Consider the following 15508-nt stretch of genomic DNA (forward strand, 5'->3'; position numbering starts at 1 on the left):
GATGCCATGCTTCCAGGAAAAACTTCTAAGCTTCAGATATGTTCGAACCGTACCCCAAACCGACACAGGTGGTCAGGTAGAGAATACCAAGGCGCTTGAGAGAACTCGGGTGAAGGAACTAGGCAAAATGGTACCGTAACTTCGGGAGAAGGTACGCCGGCCGGTGTGAAGGACTTGCTCCGTAAGCACTAGTCGGTCGAAGATACCAGGTGGCTGCGACTGTTTATTAAAAACACAGCACTCTGCAAACACGAAAGTGGACGTATAGGGTGTGACGCCTGCCCGGTGCTTGAAGGTTAATTGATGGGGTTAGCGTAAGCGAAGCTCTTGATCGAAGCCCAAGTAAACGGCGGCCGTAACTATAACGGTCCTAAGGTAGCGAAATTCCTTGTCGGGTAAGTTCCGACCTGCACGAATGGCGTAACGATGGCCACACTGTCTCCACCCGAGACTCAGTGAAATTGAAATCGCAGTGAAGATGCTGTGTATCCGCGGCTAGACGGAAAGACCCCGTGAACCTTTACTATAGCTTCACAGTGAACTTTGAACCTATTTGTGTAGGATAGGTGGGAGGCTTTGAAGATAGGACGCCAGTTCTATTGGAGCCAATCTTGAAATACCACCCTGGTATGTTTGAGGTTCTAACTCAGGTCCATTATCTGGATCGAGGACACTGTGTGGTGGGTAGTTTGACTGGGGCGGTCTCCTCCCAAAGAGTAACGGAGGAGCACGAAGGTGTGCTCAGCATGGTCGGAAATCATGCATAGAGTGTAAAGGCAAAAGCACGCTTAACTGCGAGACAGACACGTCGAGCAGGTACGAAAGTAGGTCTTAGTGATCCGGTGGTTCTGTATGGAAGGGCCATCGCTCAACGGATAAAAGGTACTCCGGGGATAACAGGCTGATACCGCCCAAGAGTTCACATCGACGGCGGTGTTTGGCACCTCGATGTCGGCTCATCACATCCTGGGGCTGAAGCCGGTCCCAAGGGTATGGCTGTTCGCCATTTAAAGTGGTACGCGAGCTGGGTTTAGAACGTCGTGAGACAGTTCGGTCCCTATCTGCCGTGGACGTTTGAGATTTGAGAGGAGCTGCTCCTAGTACGAGAGGACCGGAGTGGACGAACCTCTGGTGTTCCGGTTGTCACGCCAGTGGCATTGCCGGGTAGCTACGTTCGGACGGGATAACCGCTGAAAGCATCTAAGCGGGAAGCCTCCCTCAAGATAAGATCTCACTGGGACATAAGTCCCCTAAAGAGCCGTTCGAGACTAGGACGTTGATAGGTTGGGTGTGTAAGTGCTGTGAGGCATTGAGCTAACCAATACTAATTGCTCGTGAGGCTTGACCATATAACACCAAAGTGGTTTTGGATGAGAAAGCAAAATCTCATCCCAAAGAGACACATATTACGATAAAGCATCAGCAATGATGAGCATCGGTTTAATACTTGATTGACGTTATTTCAAAACGAATTGTTAAAGATCCAAGCATGTCTTCGCGTGTTTTGGTAAGGCCAACGAAAGAAAGCCACCAGAACGAACGCAACCGAATTGCTTGACGATCATAGAGACGTTGAACCACCTGATCCCATCCCGAACTCAGAAGTGAAAAGCGTCATCGCCGATGGTAGTGTGGGAGATCCCATGTGAGAGTAGGTCGTCGTCAAGCTTATAATACTAAGAGCCCCACATAGCCAACGCTGTGTGGGGTTTTTTATTGCAGCTAAGCATGTGAGAGCAGTAAGTCGTCAAGCTTATAATACTAAGAGCCCCACATAGCCAACGCTGTGTGGGGTTTTTTATTGCAGATACGCATGTGAGAACACTAAGTTGTCAAGCTTATAATACTAAGAGCCCCACATAGCCAACGCTGTGTGGGGTTTTTTATTGCAAACACGCATGTGAGAGCAGTAAGTCGTCAAGCTTATAATTAAGAAAGCCCTGATAGCTAACGCTGTCAGGGTTTTTTCGTTTTGGGCTATTTGGAAACGAGCGCGTCTTGGTTGTCATTTACTTGTGCCTGTCTCGTGCCTCGACGCGTCTGCGTAAATGACAACCAAGAAGCTACTCCTTTAGATCTACTGCCTTACCTTCTATTGTTTAGGACTTCCTCGTGCCCTGTGCTCGACCCGTCAGCGTCAATGAAAAATAACACCTTATCGTTTTGCGAGTTTAAGGTATTAGCGTAAATGCCAATCAAAAATATGGCCCGATAGAGCGGCTAGCTTTATGACTCTAGGTCTACTTAAGTTATGATAGGAAATCGATTCTCATTTGATCTGATTCTATTACACCAGAGATATTTATTAAACGAGCTCTTAATGCCTCATTCGTGGTTCGTATAGAATCCATTCAGAGTTTATGGAGTGGCTATGGTGAAATCATTCGTTTCTCTGTTGAAGGCTCTGACATCGCTACTAGTGTTGTTCTTAAGTCTATCCAGTTTGGAAAAATCCAGAGCCATCCTAAGGGTTGGCAATCTTCTTTAGCTCATGATCGCAAAGTTAATTCTTATAAAGTTGAAGCTAATTGGTATCAAGACTGGGCTGCTAGTTGTAGTGATAATGAGCGTTTGCCTAAATTACTCGCTGCTTGGCACCAAGAAGGTGAAACCTATCTTTTATTGGAAGACTTAGACCTTGCTGGTTATGGTCGTCGTTGTGATTCTCTTTCTGTTGAAGAGTCGACTGTTGTTATTAATTGGTTGGCAAGTTTTCACGCTCGTTTTCTACAAACCAAGAGGAACAATGATTGGTCGCAAGGTTTATGGCCCAGAGGCACTTATTGGCATTTGATGACTCGTCCTGATGAGTGGAGTTCTATGCCAGAAGGAGAGTTAAAAGAACACGCTGAAAGTTTGGATAAAAGCATTGATCAAGCTCGTTATCAGACTTTGGTTCATGGTGATGCGAAATTAGCGAACTTTTGTTTCAATGATGATTTAACTTCAGTCGCTGCGGTTGACTTTCAATATGTTGGGGGCGGAATTGGTGTTCAAGATTTGGCTTATTTCCTCGGGAGTTGCTTTACCGAATCAGAGCTAAATGATCATCTAGATTATCTGCTTGAATTGTATTTCTCTGAATTGTCTCGATGCATTCTTGCAACTGGCGAGTCACCAGATACAGCGGAGGCGGTAGCCAACGAATGGTATTTCCTATTTCCTATTGCATGGGCTGACTTCCATCGTTTTATCCTAGGTTGGTCACCGACCCATAAAAAGAACACTGAGTTTAGTCGTAAAATTACAGAGCAAGCTCTTTCCCAGCTAAGAGGATCGTAATGCTCGGTTTGTCTTTGCTGTAGCTTGCGCTTCCAAAGGATTGTCGGGCCAAGGGTGTTTTGGGTATCTTCCACGCATTTCTTTGCGAACTTCAGGGTAAGCCTGTTGCCAGAAAAAAGCTAAATCTTGAGTGACTGCGAGTGGTCTTTGTCCCGGGGATAAAAGTTCAATGCGCACAATCTGATTTAATATTTTAGGACTTTCAGTACACCCAAACATCTCTTGTAGCTTTACTCTCAATGTGGGTTGAGGCTCGCAATAATCAATAGCATGACTTGATCCAGACGGGACTGTGATACGCGCAGGAACGCTTTTATTCAATACTTTTTGTTGGTTCCAATCGAGTCGATTAAGCAGAATATCAGTTAAAGGAAGCTTGTTCATATTCTGTTGAGAGGTTATTTTTCCTAGGTACGGAGCAAGCCATTCTTCTAAAGAGTTTAGTAGTGCAATATCGGAGCACTCAGGCCAAAGGTTGTTATGATCATGCGAAAAGGCAAATTGCATGCGCGCTCGTAATTGCTCACTTGATGTATCCCAAGGTAAAACTGACAAACCTTCCTGTTGTATATAGTGGCATACTGCGTTGGTTATGTCGGATTCAGAAGGTGATTTAAGCTTTTGTGTATCAACACAAACTTTACCTATCCAACGTTGTGATTCACTGATCAGTCGTTCTTCTTTTTTTGACCATGCAAAGTGTCTCTTGGATTCTAATACGTCAGGAAAATCTTCTGTAATAGTAGATAATTGAAGTGGCGTACTAAGAAAAATACGATCTTCTTGTCCATTGTGGCCACCAATGGCAAGCACAATTATCCATTCGCTTTGTGCGCAAGGGTCTTCAACTGAGAGACTCGCCATACGACCATTGGCCAGTTTATAACGCACCTTATTTTGTTCTTGGTTCACCCTTTGGGCTATCCGATCTGTAAATGCGTGTACTAGCAAGGAGGATATTTCATCTGTGTTTTGAATGGATTCGAAATCATCAAGGGTTATTTTCAGGCTTCGTTTATCCCACTGTTGCTGTACTTTTTTATAAGTTTTTTGCTTATGTGCATTGGCCTTTGGTTTAGGGTCATCTAGCCAATGAAGACGATCAGCAAGGTCGCTATGATGTTGAGATAAAGGGTCACCTTCTGACAATATGGTACAAATGGCAGAAGCTAATTTGTCGGCATCTTGGCGTTTTCCTTCAATAAGAATACGAGCCAATCTAGGCTCAATATAGAGGTTGTTCATTTGTGTGCCGAGCTTACTGAGTTGTAAGGCGCTCTGCTTTTCTAATGCAGTTAAATTGGTGAGTAGGTCCACTGCTTGTTGCCAATGGCTGTTCGGTGGCGGCGTTATCCAATCTAGCTCTAAGCGGTCTTGTACACCCCATTTGACTAATTCCATAACGAGGCTGCTTAATTCACTGATCTCAATTTGAGGTTGAGCTTGTGAGGCAAGCTGATATTGCTGACCTTCGCTCCACCATCGATAACATACTCCCGGTTCGATTCGTCCTGCTCGTCCCATACGTTGCGTGGTTTCCGCTTGGGTTGCACGACGAGTATGAAGCCGAGTTGTTGCTGTGTTGGCATCAAAACGTGCCTCACGACTTAAACCACTGTCGATAACAACTCGAATGCCTTCTATGGTCAAACTTGTTTGAGCAATGGCGGTGGCGAGTACGATTTTACGCGCTGGGGCAATCATTGGTTGAATAATGGCTTCTTGTTCTTTTAGGTTCAATTCGCCATATAAGGGGAGAATGCTAAGGTGTGCTTCATGACCTAGACGTTGTTGTAATTGACCCGCCACGCGATGAATTTCTCTTTGACCGGGTAGAAAGACAAGCAAACTACCGGACTCTTCAGAAAAGGCTTGGCAAGTAAGGCGTATCACTTCGTCGATAACTTGATCTGTTTTCAAGGAGAGATTGGAGTAGCGGGTTTCAATAGGAAAGCTTCGCCCTTGGCTAGTTAATACGGAACAACCAAGCTGAGCCTGAAGCGCGTCTGTATCAAGCGTGGCGGACATAACCAACAATTTAAGCGGGTCTTCATCTCTATATAAATCTCGTGCTTGTAAACACAAAGCGAAAGCGAGATCTGAATGCAGATTTCTTTCATGAAACTCATCAAAAATAACCAAGGCGACAGCATCAAGACTAGGATCCTCTTGGAGCATTCGAGTCAATACTCCTTCTGTGACGACTAAAACCTGAGTGCGTTTACTTTCTTTATTTTCATGGCGAATTCGATAGCCAACACGTTCGCCAAGAGGTTCTTTTAATGTGTCTGCAAGACGTTTAGCAGCGGCCTTGGCCGCTAAGCGACGAGGTTCTAGCATAATGATCTGCCGACCTTTCAACCAGCTTTCTTCTAATAAAGCGAGTGGAACTACAGTGGTTTTACCTGCTCCTGGTGAGGCTTCTAAAATGGCTTCGTGATGTTGATTTAGCTGACGTTTTAAGTCAGGGATCAGTTGATAAATGGGCAGTTCGCTAGACATAAAATGGCTCGTTGGTGTGCTGTACCTATCATAACGGTTTTGAGGGATTAACGCAGGGGCACTTTAGGATGACCAATATAAATATCCGTCTTACATCTTGCGATACAAGGTAAAAAATAACCATCGTGTTTCTCTTTTTGATTCAGACCCCGTGGTGTTTTGTCTGCATAATCGATTTCACCGGAAAGTAAGGGCGTGAGGCAAATTCCACAAGCGCCATTTATACAGGCTTGTTTAATGGGGATGCCATTGTCTACTAGAGCAGAAAGCACAGTTTCATTTTGATTCAATGAAAGATATTTTTCAGAATCTATAAAAGAGAGATAGATGCGCTTCGCCTGCATAAGCTTTTCTCCATATCTTGGTAATTTAACAAACTCAGGTATAGTGCTTTATATCATAGGGTGCTTTATGAATAAGTCGTAGGAAATAAATATGATGATACAAATTGGCTTAATTATTTTATTGGTTGTGGGGTATGTTTTCATCTCTCGTTTTCTTAAATCTTCTATCACCTTGCTAGGACATAAGAAATCGGCCAATGAGGTTCGTGTAAATTATGTGTCTAAAATGTTAAATCTCGGCTTTACGGCCATTTTTGTTTTATTAGTATGTTTGGTTTTGGGGATTGGCTACGGACAATTGGCGATTTTTTTCTCGTCTGTATTTGCGGTAGTAGGTGTGGCTTTGTTTGCCCAGTGGTCAATATTGAGCAACATCACGGCAAGTTTAATTATTTTCTTCAGCTTTCCTTATCGAGTAGGCGACTGGGTGAAAGTCGTTGATAAAGACGATGAGATTCTGGGGCAGATTTTAGAGATATCGACATTTCATGTGATTATTCAAAGGTTGTCTGGTGATGTGGTGACTTACCCTAACAGTCTTATTCTTCAAAGAGCCGTTGTGCGCTTCGCAAACAAAGAAGAGGCACAAGCTATGAGTCAATTTACTGAGAAGCTCAATAAAGATGAGAAAATCGACGTATCTTGAAGTTGAACAAAAAACAATCAATTTTTCAGGATTTCGTTTACTTATGTCATACTAAGAGACTTTCATCGTATTAAAGGAGAAAGTCTTGTGAAATCTGATCCAGAATCTCTATTAAAAAATAACGATGCGCTTATTCATTCTGATGCAATGAAAGTAAAATCTCATGCGCAACGGCCTCAAGAAGATTGGGTGCTTCATACCTTAATGATTGAAGGCTATGACGTGCCATTCCGCTTTAAACGACAAGGCAAATACCGCACATTACGTGGAGCTCGCGTAAATTTAACCTATTACCCAACACAAGAGATAGTAGCCGGTATTCCTGTTGAAATCATGAAAGTAGTACGTGTAAAACGAACTTAATAAACAAACGTTGTATCCAAAACCACTTCTACTTTTATTTTTCATAAGATGACCTTAATATGGCGTCACCTTGTCTTTTTTGCAGGGTATTTTTTTGGGGATACTAGGTGTAAAAAATAATGGAAATGAGGCGTTCTGGGCATTTATTAGCCGTGATGAAACGAGTTGAAAGCAGTGTTTGGTTTCAGGGTTTTATCATCGGCATCATTATTGTTGCTGCGTTAACCGTAGGCGCAAAAACCTACTCTTTACCTTATGGTGTTGAGTTGGGTATTAACTATTTAGATAATTTTATCACCGTTTTTTTCTCGTTGAACTTTCTCTGCGTTTTATAGCTTGTGATGATAAACGTAGATTCTTGAAAGACCCTTGGAACCTTTTTGATAGTGTTATTGTGATTGGTAGCCTGGTGCCAATATCAGACACCGACATGATTCTAGTTGCACGATTATTACGGGTTTTTCGTGTTCTGCGTTTAGTATCTGTTATTCCAGATTTACGCTATCTGATTAATGCATTACTCAAAGCCATTCCCAAAATGGGCTACATTGCTTTGTTGATGTTTATTATTTTTTATCTTTTTGCTGCGGTTGGTTCGATATTCTTCAGTGGAGTGAATGAAACGCTGTGGGGCGATATTGCTATCTCAATGCTAACCTTATTTCGCGTCGCAACATTTGAGGATTGGACCGATGTGATGTATGAAACGATGGAAGTGTATCCAATGAGCTGGATCTTCTACATCATTTTCATCTTCTTAACGGCGTTTGTTTTTTTAAATATGATGGTCGGTGTCGTGCTTGATGTTATGACCAGAGAAACCGTAGAAGAAGAACATGAAAATCAAGAAAACCACCATCAGGCGTTGGTTCATCAGATTGCGGAACTACAAGCTCAAGTAGCTCGCTTGTCAGATAAAATTGATGCACAACAGTCTTCGCATAAACCGCAAGACAAAGAATAAACTCATACTCGCTGGTTGGCTCGACGAGCTAACCAGCGCCCACCTAATGTATTCATGATTAAGCCAAGCAGCACAACACAAACACCTATCCATTGAATCTGGCTAATCTGCTCATCTAATACGAACGAAGCAGAAGTCAGGCCAACAACCGGAACGCCTAACGCTAATGGCGCGACGCTTCCTGCAGGGTAACGAGACATCAAATAACTCCATAAGCCATAGCCCAAGCCCGTTGCAACAATCGATAAATAGGCTAAGGTTGCTGCGGTTTTCCAGTTAACATTGATAATGTTTTGCCACATAACATCAGCACCATCGACGAAATAGGCGCTTATAAAGAAAGGAATAGGTGTGATCCAGCAAGACCAAATAATCAAATTTAAATTTGCGTCATAGCCTTTTTTACTGATTATTTTAGTAATAACATTACCTAACGCCCAACTTGAAGCCGCTGCCAATGTAATGGCGAATCCTAATACCGTCATTGTTGTATCGTCGCCATTTAAACCAATTACAGCGAGTCCGCTTGCGGCAACACCAATAGATAATAATTGATAAGGGCGAACGTACTCTTTCAGAAATAAAACTGCGAAGAACATTGTGAAAATAGCCTGAGATTGTATAACTAAAGATGCTAACCCTGCAGGCATGCCGAATTCCATAGCGGTAAATAGAAAGGCAAATTGCCCAAAGTTAAGCGACATTGCATAGCCTAGTATCCATAACCAAGGTGTATTGGGTCGAGCAAAAAAGAAGGAGCCAATAACGGCGATAATTAAAAATCGTAAGCCACCTAACATCATTGGTGTTAATTCATCCAAGCCCCAGCGAATTGCTACGAAATTAAACCCCCACGCAAATATAATCGCGAGACCGAGTAACATATCCTTGAGAATCATAATAAACCCTTAAACGTGTGATGTAGGAGGAACAATAACCTCATCACTTTACGTGTTTTAGAAAAGTTTGCACATGGACAGATAACGAAAGAAAGAAGGACACAGATTGAGGGGCTTTGAGCTTTGTATTTGTTATTCGGTATTTGTTATCCGGTATTTATTTTTAATTTAACTCATTGATAGAAGAGATAGAGCATTCTTTCATACCTTAATATGCGCTAAATTACTTACAGATAAGCATTATTTTATTGTGAACAGAACAATAACAAAAGAGCGTCATTATCATGCGTATTTTAGTAGTAGAAGACGATCGAATTCTAGGCGAAGCAATCAGTCAGCGAATTAGTCGAATGGGGCATGGTCTTGACCTTGCTCAAACAGGAACCGAGGCGAACCAGATGTTGGCACTTCAAGAATATGATTTGATGTTACTCGACCTGAATTTGCCGGACATGACTGGTAATCATATTTTACAGAATCTCCGTAAAAAGCACTCTAGCACGCCCGTTATTGTACTGACCGCGCGTGATGGGATAAAAGATCGTATCGAGTTATTGGATTTGGGTGCAGACGATTACATGACCAAACCAGTTGATTTCGGTGAGTTAGAAGCCCGCTGCCGTGCATTGCTTCGTCGTAGTCAAGGACAGGCACAGAACATTATAGAGTACGGTAATGTTTGCTTAGACTTACAAGCCTGTACTGTTAAGGTAAAAGATCATGAGATTGAGCTTAAGCAACGAGAGTTTCGCCTGTTGGAGGTATTTATTAGCCATACAGGTCGCGTGTTAAGTAAAGAGGTCTTGATCGAGCATATTTACAATTTTAATGAAAATCCAAACGCTAGCGTTATCGAGATTTACGTGGCGCGATTACGAAAGTCCTTACAAGGCAGTGATGTACACATTAGAACCATTCGTGGTTTAGGTTACTTATTGGAAAAAAATCATGCCTAAGACGACCTCAATGCGTCGGCAATTGATCCTAATGGTCAGTATTGTCTTAATCTGCATTAACGTGTTGGCACTTTGGGGGGCACACATTTACGCAAACCGAGTCACTAAAGTGTCTTATGATCGACTCTTATACGGCGCTGCGTTACAGATGGCGGAAAACATTAATATATTGGACAGTAAGGTGTTTATTGATCTGCCCATATCTGCTTTTGAGACATTAGCACTTTCAAATTCAGACCGTGCTTTTTACTCCATCATGAGCAGTCAGTATCAAGTTTTGACAGGTTATAATGACTTGCCTGATATTCCTTTTACACAATTACTGCTTCAGTCCACAGAAAAACAGAAGTTCACCCCTATCTATTATGAGGCGCCGTATCATGAAGAGAATGTACGTTTTGTTGCACTTGGGAAACGATTGTTAGAAGCAGATAAGGTGAACGACGTTTTTATTATTGTCGGGCAAACTCTGGACGCACGCCAAGCCACCGCCGCGGAAATTAACCAAATGGCGCTGCATTTCGTAAGTTTATTTTTCGTGATTACCTTGCTCCTGCTACTCTTCGTTATTTGGCGTGTGTTGCGACCATTACAAGCGATCAAGCAAGCCATTATGGAGCGCTCTCCATTGGAGTTGTCGCCACTTGAGACGAATGTGCCGAGTGAAATCGCGCCGCTACTAAAAAGTATCAATTATTTCATGGTGCAACTGGACACCACATTGGAGCGTCTTAAGCGCTTCACCGCAGAGGCCGCTCATCAGATTCGTACACCACTTGCGGGGCTTAATTCTCAAGCACAAAATGCCATTGATGAAACAAATGAAGTGCTACGTCAGAAGCAGTTGCAACATATTTTAGAAAGTAGCAATGTGCTGAGTAATACCGTCAATCAGCTACTCAATCGAGCCACACTGACACACCGTTATCAAAGTCATCCATTTAGCCCTGTGTCGTTAGATCAACTGACCAAAGACACTTGTCGAGAACTAGTGGTTTGGGCATTAGAGCGAGGTGTTGAAATTGAATATGTAGGTGACATTCAAGCAACGATTGATGGCGATGAGTTTGCGCTTAAGCAAATGCTGCAAAATATCATAGAGAACGCCATTAAATACAGCCCAAACAAGGGGTTGGTTGAGGTTGAACTGATGTCGACAAACGAAATGAAAAACGTCGCGGTAGTTTTGCAAATTCGAGATCAAGGTGTGGGTGTTCCAGACGAGGATAAAGAGCATATCTTTGAATATTTCTATCGCAGCCCAGAGAACCAGGCTTCCGGTTCTGGTATTGGCTTGTCGATTGCTAAAGAAGTTGCCGAACACCATGATGCGAGGTTCCATCTGAAAGACAACGAGCCCACGGGATTGATCGTGGAGGTCATTTTTCCTAAGCGGATGTTTCCTAAGAACAGGTATTCTAAAGTGAAAGGAGCGCGACTATGACGCGCTTAATAGGAGTGACCTACTTTCTCGTATGGATTTTTCTTACGCTGAGTTCCCTTGCGTTTGCAGACCAAGACAACGTTAGAAATGAAAGCTCCGGAAATGAAAAGAGCGTGCTGACCATTCATGGGGCCGCAAATCGTACCGTGATTGAATCTCTGTTTAAGGCGTTTGAAGCGCAATATCCCAATGTAAAAATTCACTATATCGAATCGAATACACGTGACTTGTACGAAGGCTTTCTTTCTCAGCCAGAAACGCGGGCAGATATCATCATGAGTCCTGCCATGGATTTGCAATTTAAACTGGCAAACGATGGATTTGCACTGGCTTATCGGTCTCCAGAACTTGAACTACTTCCAATCGACTCACATTGGCGTAATGAATTATTTGGTTTTACTTACGAGCCGATTGTAACTGCCATCAATACTGACATTTTAGGCGCTGATGCTTTGCCGTTGAGTCGTGAGCAATTACTTAATTTGATCCGCAAAAAAAACCATTTGTTGGATGAAAAAATGGGTCTGTTCAATATTAAAAAATCAGGTGTTGGTTATTTGGCATGGACGTATGATGGACAGCAATCACGTAGCTATGGTCGTTTATTGGAAGCCTTTGGAAATCATCAGGCGCAACTCTACACCGACACCTCTTCTATGCTTCAGGCGCTTTTAAAAGGGCAAGTTTTTGTTGCCTACAATTTGATCGGAGCCTATTCGTATAAATGGTCGGAGCAATACCCATGGATTAAAACCATCATGCCGACCGATTATACTTCGGTAATTATGCGCACGGCATTTATCTATCGAGACACCAAACAGCCAAGGCTGTCGAAGCGCTTTATTGATTTTTTGCTATCACCTTTAGGGCAACATATTTTAGCGAACCAATCTGGCCTTACGCCGATCAGTATCAAAGCCGTTGGGCCTTATAGTCGAGATGCACTAAGTAAATTACCACACGGTATTTTTCGCCCTATTCCGCTTGGCCTTGAATTGCTCATTCAAACGGACGACGCAAAAAAACAGCTTATTTACAATGAATGGGACAATGCCATGCAGCCAGTATCCGAGTCATTTTCTTCACCTTAAATATTTTGTTAGTGCGCCATGAAAGGTTGGTGAAAGGTTTCATAGTTACAATGGCCTTGTATGACACACAACAACAAAAATAATAATGGAGAAACCCATGTTTAAAAAAGTATTCATTGCGAGCACGTTATGTGCAACCTTAGCAACTTCTGTTCTGGCAGCAGACCGTGTTTCCATCGGAACTGGCGGAACCGGTGGCCTGTTTTACGTCATTGGTGCTGGGATTTCAGAAAGTATCAATAAGCACATGGATGACACTACTGCACGAGCGGAAGTCACAGGTGCATCGGTTGAAAACAATCATCGCGTTGCCGCAGGCCAAATGACCTTAGGTTTGTCTTCCTCTTCAACGCTATATGAAGCAAAAAATGGACAAGGTCCATTTAAAGTTAGTGGCGCACTTGAGGTTGCTGGTGTTGCCTATTTGTACCCTGCGGTGCTCCAAATCGCGACTAATTCAGGTGCCGGTGTTAACTCCTTCGAAGAATTGAAAGGAAAGCGTGTCAGCATGGGGCCTCCAGGTAGTAACGCCGCAGTTCTAGCGACGCGTTTGCTACAAGAGTATGGTGTGTTTAAAGACATCACGCCGCGTTTCCTTTCTTACAATGAAGGCGTTAAAGCATTAATAAACGGGCAAGTGGATGCTACTGTTGTATTAGCGGGCGCGCCTACAGCGTCATTAATCGATTTGGATTCACAGACAGACATGAAACTGCTGTCTGCTAATATCGAAAAACTAGAAAGTTTGATTCAAAAATATCCTTTTTATCAAGCTTATTCACTTCCTGCTGGAACGTACCCAGATCAGACTTCTCCCGTTACCATGATTAACGATCCTGCAATTTTGTTTACCAGTAGCAAGGAAGATCAGAGCACGGTATATAACATCACCAAAGCAATTTTCGATAATTTAGACGAACTTGGACAGATTCATCCGCAAGCGAAAGCGATCTCCTTGAAAACGGCGAAGTACACACCGATTGCTTTGCACCCTGGTGCGAAAAAATACTTTGATGAAGTAAGCGATAAATAGGAGCCACATCATGAAGACAAGCCTACAAAGTTTGCTGCTTGAATCTACTTTTGCCGGTGAAAAGGAACGTCTATCGGTTTCTATACTGTTTAGTGTTATTGCCGTAGGCATTGCTGGGCTTGTACTTTATGGCGCCTATTACGGTGGTATTACAGCACTTCTATTGAGATCGTTGTTTTTTTCCTTAGTCGCTGGTGGTGCCATGTTATTTTATGCGCTGCGATACAAAAGTGCGGTGAGTCGAAGCACATTTTATCTATTAGCGTTGATAGCCTTAGTGCCAGGGCCGTATTTATGGCATTACTATATCGATATTATCATGCGTGGCGCTATGTCGATTGGGCAAGACAAATGGGTGTTTTTAGCCTTGATTACCCTAGTGTTTGTTTTTGTCAGAATGGCGGTTGGTTGGGCGTTGATTACTTTAATGACTGCAGCTTTTCTATACGCTTACTTTGGTGATTTGATTCCTGGGAAATACGGTCACGGCGGTTACGATCTTAATCGTTTGGCGTCGACACTTATGTTGTCGACAGAGGGGGTCTATGGTGTACCAATGGGCGTTGCCGTTGAATATATTTTCCTGTTTAGTTTGTTCGGTGCGATTTTAACCAAGATCGGTACGGGAGAAGTATTTGTTAATATAGCGCGAGGCCTGACAGGGCGAGTGCAAGGTGGCCCGGGTTTGTCAGCGGCGTTATCCAGCGCATTATTGGGTTCGCTAAATGGCAGCGCGGTGGCGAATGTTGTAACTACGGGGACTTTTACGATTCCCTTGATGAAGCGTGTTGGTTACAGTGCAAAATTAGCTGGTGCAATAGAAGCTGCTGCTTCTTCTGCTGGGCAAATAATGCCTCCAGTAATGGGCGCAGCAGCTTTTTTGATGGCAGAAATGATTGGTATTCCTTACGCAGAAGTGGCGTTAGCCGCTTTGGTACCGGCGTTATTGTATATCTTAGCTTTAATGATTTCGGTACGCCTAGAAGCTGGTCGCCTTAACTTAGCAAGAGATACAGAAGCGGGCTTGCAGTTACTTCTTGAAACCCTGAAAACAAAAAGCTATTTATTGCTTCCGTTGGTGGTGTTGATTGGGCTGATGATTTCTGGAAAATCGCCTACCCAAGCAGCGGTGATGGGGATTGTTGCGGGGTTGCTAGTGTGCCCTTGGAAGAAAGCCACACGGATTAATGTCGTCGATATTATCGACGCTTGTAAAGAGACATTAACTTGTACATTACCGATTGTTGCCGCGGTGGCTGCAGCGGGTGTAATCATTGGCATATTGAACCTCACTGGCATGGGGTTGATGTTGTCAGGTTTGATTATTGAGCTTGGTGATGGCAATTTGTGGGCGGTTTTATTACTCACTGCGTTGGCGTCGTTTGTATTGGGAATGGGCTTGCCGACATCTGCTGCGTATTTATTACTCGCGGTATTGGTTGCACCCGCGATGACACAATTGGGGATGGAAACTTTATCAGCGCATATGTTTATTTTCTATTTTGGGTTGGTGTCTGCCATTACTCCGCCAGTTGCATTAGCCGCTTATGCCGCGGCGACAATCTCTGGTGCAGAACCGAATGAAACCGCAGTGGAATCCATGCGTTTAGGCTTTGTGAAACTCTTGGTGCCCTTCCTATTCGTCACCATGCCAGGCGTTTTATTGATAGGTTCGACTGAAAGTATAGTGGCTGCGATCACGTTTGCTACCTTAGCAACGACATCTATGAGTATTGGCTTTTCTGGCTGGCTGAGAGTGAACTTATCGTGGGTAACTCGATTGTTGTATGTTGTCTCAGCAGTGCTAATTGCTTGGCCTACAGCATCAATCGATCTGTCTTTCATGGTCGTAGGTGCACGAGTGATTGGTTTTGTTTTATTCGCTGGACTGTTGTTGAAAGCTTGCGTTCGGCCAAAACCGGAGGCGATGACCGCCGCTGAAGTTGAATCATAACTTAATAGAAAAACCATCTACTCAATTGAA

11 protein-coding genes, 2 rRNA genes and 1 pseudogene (1 of these 14 cut by a window edge) are annotated in these 15508 nt (G+C 43.3%); 11 read left to right on the forward strand and 3 right to left on the reverse strand.

Annotation, left to right across the window (positions count from 1 at the left end):
• The 3 genes from AC0L3Y_RS07735 to AC0L3Y_RS07745 all read left to right on the forward strand — a co-directional run.
• A 23S ribosomal RNA gene (locus AC0L3Y_RS07735) occupies positions 1 to 1349 on the forward strand; it begins 1548 nt to the left of the window's first position.
• Between the two features lie 204 nt (positions 1350 to 1553).
• Positions 1554 to 1668, forward strand: a 5S ribosomal RNA gene (rrf, locus tag AC0L3Y_RS07740).
• A gap of 663 nt (positions 1669 to 2331) precedes the next feature.
• Entirely contained in the window at positions 2332 to 3282 is a 951-nt protein-coding gene (locus AC0L3Y_RS07745; RefSeq protein ID WP_473470273.1) for a phosphotransferase, read from the forward strand.
• Here AC0L3Y_RS07745 and hrpB read toward each other — a convergent pair.
• Both hrpB and AC0L3Y_RS07755 read right to left on the reverse strand, forming a co-directional pair.
• A complete protein-coding gene (gene hrpB, locus AC0L3Y_RS07750) occupies positions 3268 to 5784 on the reverse strand; it encodes an ATP-dependent helicase HrpB (RefSeq protein ID WP_473470274.1) in 2517 nt (838 codons plus the stop codon). The genes AC0L3Y_RS07745 and hrpB overlap by 15 nt on opposite strands.
• Before the next feature lie 47 nt (positions 5785 to 5831).
• Complete coding sequence (locus AC0L3Y_RS07755) at positions 5832 to 6128, reverse strand: 2Fe-2S iron-sulfur cluster-binding protein (protein WP_473470275.1); 297 nt, start codon at positions 6126 to 6128, stop codon at positions 5832 to 5834.
• Between the two features lie 91 nt (positions 6129 to 6219).
• Here AC0L3Y_RS07755 and AC0L3Y_RS07760 point away from each other — a divergent pair, with 91 nt between their 5' ends.
• The 3 genes and pseudogenes from AC0L3Y_RS07760 to AC0L3Y_RS07770 all read left to right on the forward strand — a co-directional run bounded on the left by AC0L3Y_RS07760 (position 6220) and on the right by AC0L3Y_RS07770 (position 8101).
• The gene (locus tag AC0L3Y_RS07760) at positions 6220 to 6774 is read left to right on the forward strand and encodes a mechanosensitive ion channel domain-containing protein (protein WP_473470276.1); all 555 of its coding nucleotides are present in this window, start codon (positions 6220 to 6222) and stop codon (positions 6772 to 6774) included.
• An 87-nt stretch (positions 6775 to 6861) separates the two neighbouring features.
• Positions 6862 to 7137 (forward strand): hypothetical protein, encoded by a 276-nt coding sequence (locus AC0L3Y_RS07765; protein WP_036163707.1) that lies wholly within the window; start codon positions 6862 to 6864, stop codon positions 7135 to 7137.
• A 119-nt stretch (positions 7138 to 7256) separates the two neighbouring features.
• A pseudogene (locus AC0L3Y_RS07770) lies at positions 7257 to 8101 on the forward strand (ion transporter).
• Positions 8102 to 8103: 2 nt separating this feature from the next.
• On the opposite strand, the gene AC0L3Y_RS07775 reads toward AC0L3Y_RS07770, so the two are convergent.
• A complete protein-coding gene (locus tag AC0L3Y_RS07775; protein ID WP_473470277.1) occupies positions 8104 to 9000 on the reverse strand; it encodes an EamA family transporter in 897 nt (298 codons plus the stop codon).
• 284 nt (positions 9001 to 9284) lie between these two features.
• Between AC0L3Y_RS07775 and AC0L3Y_RS07780 the strand changes: the two genes are divergently transcribed.
• From AC0L3Y_RS07780 to AC0L3Y_RS07800, 5 genes are all read left to right on the forward strand, one after another.
• Entirely contained in the window at positions 9285 to 9956 is a 672-nt protein-coding gene (locus tag AC0L3Y_RS07780; RefSeq protein WP_473470278.1) for a response regulator transcription factor, read from the forward strand.
• Positions 9949 to 11400: a sensor histidine kinase gene (locus AC0L3Y_RS07785; RefSeq protein ID WP_473470279.1), complete on the forward strand. Its 1452-nt coding sequence runs from the start codon at positions 9949 to 9951 to the stop codon at positions 11398 to 11400. The genes AC0L3Y_RS07780 and AC0L3Y_RS07785 overlap by 8 nt, the downstream gene beginning before the upstream one ends.
• Positions 11397 to 12491, forward strand: coding sequence for an ABC transporter substrate-binding protein (locus AC0L3Y_RS07790; RefSeq protein WP_473470280.1), 1095 nt, complete (start codon positions 11397 to 11399; stop codon positions 12489 to 12491). The genes AC0L3Y_RS07785 and AC0L3Y_RS07790 overlap by 4 nt, the downstream gene beginning before the upstream one ends.
• 97 nt (positions 12492 to 12588) lie before the next feature.
• The gene (locus AC0L3Y_RS07795) at positions 12589 to 13524 is read left to right on the forward strand and encodes a TAXI family TRAP transporter solute-binding subunit (RefSeq protein WP_473470281.1); all 936 of its coding nucleotides are present in this window, start codon (positions 12589 to 12591) and stop codon (positions 13522 to 13524) included.
• A 10-nt stretch (positions 13525 to 13534) separates the two neighbouring features.
• On the forward strand, positions 13535 to 15478 hold the full coding sequence (locus AC0L3Y_RS07800; RefSeq protein ID WP_473470282.1) for a TRAP transporter permease: 1944 nt from the start codon (positions 13535 to 13537) through the stop codon (positions 15476 to 15478).
• The last annotated feature ends 30 nt before the right edge of the window (positions 15479 to 15508 follow it).

Source organism: Marinomonas sp. GJ51-14 (assembly GCF_055808695.1).